The organism is Nocardiopsis alkaliphila YIM 80379 (assembly GCF_000341005.1).
In the GTDB taxonomy this organism is placed as follows: domain Bacteria; phylum Actinomycetota; class Actinomycetes; order Streptosporangiales; family Streptosporangiaceae; genus Nocardiopsis; species Nocardiopsis alkaliphila.
Genome location: NZ_ANBD01000178.1, coordinates 1 through 2,067, shown reverse-complemented (window position 1 = coordinate 2,067; position 2,067 = coordinate 1). Strand labels below are relative to the sequence as shown.

The window sequence follows — 2,067 nt, the reverse complement described above, 5'->3', positions numbered from 1 at the left end:
GCCAGCCGCTACTTCCCGGTCGTGTACGGGGCGACGATCCCCGGGCCGATCTGGCAGGAGACCATGCGCGGTGCCCATGAGGGCCTGAAGACCGAGCAGTTGGCGTCCGCGCCGAGCCGGTTCGGTTCCACCTCCGAGCCGCGTCCTCCGCGAAGCGACGATGACGACGAGGACGAAGAGGCCAGTCCCGCCAGTGACGACGGCGGGGTGCCGAACGTGATCGGCCTGCCGGAGTCGGCCGCGGTGGCGCAGCTGGAGGCGGCCGGGTACTCGGTGAACGTGTCCGGCACGACGCTGCGCTCCTCCGAGCCCGCCGGTTCGGTCGCCGCCGTCAACCCGGACCCCGGTAGCCGGTTGCCCGAGGGCGCCACAGTCAACGTGTTCCTGAGCGACGGCACCGGCCGGGACAGCGCGGATGGGCAGCCGTCGGACGATGACTGGCATCCCGTGCGGCCCGCGAGCCCCGGACCCTGGCGAGACGACCGGGATTGACCCCGGTAGCAAAGGGGGCGCGAGGTGACCGGTTCACCCCGCGCCCCCTTTTCTCGTTCTAGGCCAACTGACTCTTGACCTCGGCGGCCACGCGGGCACCGTCGGCCCGGCCGGCGATCTGGGGGTTGACCACCTTCATCACCTTGCCCATCTCCTTCATCCCGGAGGCGCCGGTCTCGGCGATCGCGGCGGCGACGAGCCGAGTGAGCTCCTCATCGGTGAGAGGCTTGGGCAGGTAGTCCGAAATGACCTCGCTCTCGGCGCGCTCGTTGGCGGCGTCCTCGGCGCGGCCGCCCTGGTCGAACGCCTCGGCGGCCTCGCGGCGCTTCTTGGCCTCACGGACCAGAAGCTTGGTGACCTCGTCGTCGTCCAGGAAACGCTGGGTGGCACCGGCGGCCTCCTCGGTGGAGATCGCGGCGAGCACCATGCGCAGGGTGGCGGTGCGCACCTTGTCCCGCGCCTTCATGGCGGCGGTGAGGTCGGACTTGAGGCGGTCTTTGAGTTCGGACATGACCCGATCCTATGGCTGTCGCTCCCCCGCCGACCAACGGTTCGCGCGGGGGGAACAGCGGATCTGAGACGATCGGTCGACGTAGAAGGAGGACGGGATGGGCGCTGCCAACAGACGAATCCTGCGCGGAATAGGACGTGCGGCCGCGATCACGGGCGCGGTCGGTGTGGCCGGACTGGGATACGCCTCGGTCATCGAACGCAACTGGTTCCGGCTGCGCGAGTACGAACTCCCCCTGTTGCCTCCGGGGAGCCCGCGCCTGCGCGTGCTGCACCTGTCCGACGCGCACCTGACCCCCGGTCGAAAGATGCTCATCGACTGGATCCGCGGGTTGGAGGCGTATGAGCCCGACCTGGTGATCAACACCGGTGACTCCTTGGCGCACCCGGAGGCGGTGGGTCCCTTCATCGACGCGCTCGGGCCGCTCTTGGATCGCCCGGGCGCCTTCGTGTACGGGTCCAACGACCTGTTCTCCCCGCAGCTGAAGAACCCGGCGCGTTACCTGTGGCGGACCAGCAAGGACGACTACAAGAAGCGGCGGGTGCCGGACCTGCCCTGGCGTGAGCTGGGCGCGGCGATGTCAGCGTCGGGCTGGTTGGACCTGAACAACCGCAAGGGTTCGTTGAAGGTCGGTGAGCTGGACGTGGCCCTGGCCGGGGTGCACGATTCCCACATCAAGCTGGATCGTTACGACGACGTCGCGGGGCCGGCCGACCCCGCCGCCGACGTCCGGTTGGGGGTGCTGCACTCACCCGAGCCCGGCAACCTGGACCGATTCGAGGCGGACGGCTACCAGCTCTTGCTGGCCGGGCATACGCACGGTGGCCAGCTGTGCCTGCCGTTCTACGGAACGCTGGTGACCAACTGTGGGATCGACCGCCGGCGAGCCTGGGGGCTCAACGAGTACAAGGACGCGTGGCTGCACGTCTCCGGCGGTCTGGGGACGTCCCCGTACGCCCCGGTGCGCTTCTGCTGCCGCCCCGAGGCGTCCCTGTTGGACCTGGTCGCGAGCGCCTGAGAGACTGTTGGGTATGCGGGTGCGTTCGCTGGGTGATCACCAGACC

General features: G+C 69.3%; 3 protein-coding genes. 2 read left to right on the top strand and 1 reads right to left on the bottom strand.

The window, feature by feature from the left end; translation table 11 throughout:
- Positions 1 to 492, top strand: a 492-nt coding sequence (locus D472_RS26335) for a PASTA domain-containing protein (RefSeq protein WP_152448055.1), incomplete at its 5' end; no start/stop codon positions are given.
- A 58-nt stretch (positions 493 to 550) separates the two neighbouring features.
- On the opposite strand, the gene D472_RS0123535 is transcribed toward D472_RS26335, so the two are convergent.
- On the bottom strand, positions 551 to 1,003 hold the full coding sequence (locus D472_RS0123535; protein ID WP_017606893.1) for a GatB/YqeY domain-containing protein: 453 nt from the start codon (positions 1,001 to 1,003) through the stop codon (positions 551 to 553).
- A gap of 97 nt (positions 1,004 to 1,100) precedes the next feature.
- Between D472_RS0123535 and D472_RS0123530 the strand changes: the two genes are divergently transcribed.
- Positions 1,101 to 2,021, top strand: a complete 921-nt coding sequence (locus tag D472_RS0123530) for a metallophosphoesterase (protein ID WP_017606892.1) — start codon at positions 1,101 to 1,103, stop codon at positions 2,019 to 2,021.
- The last annotated feature ends 46 nt before the right edge of the window (positions 2,022 to 2,067 follow it).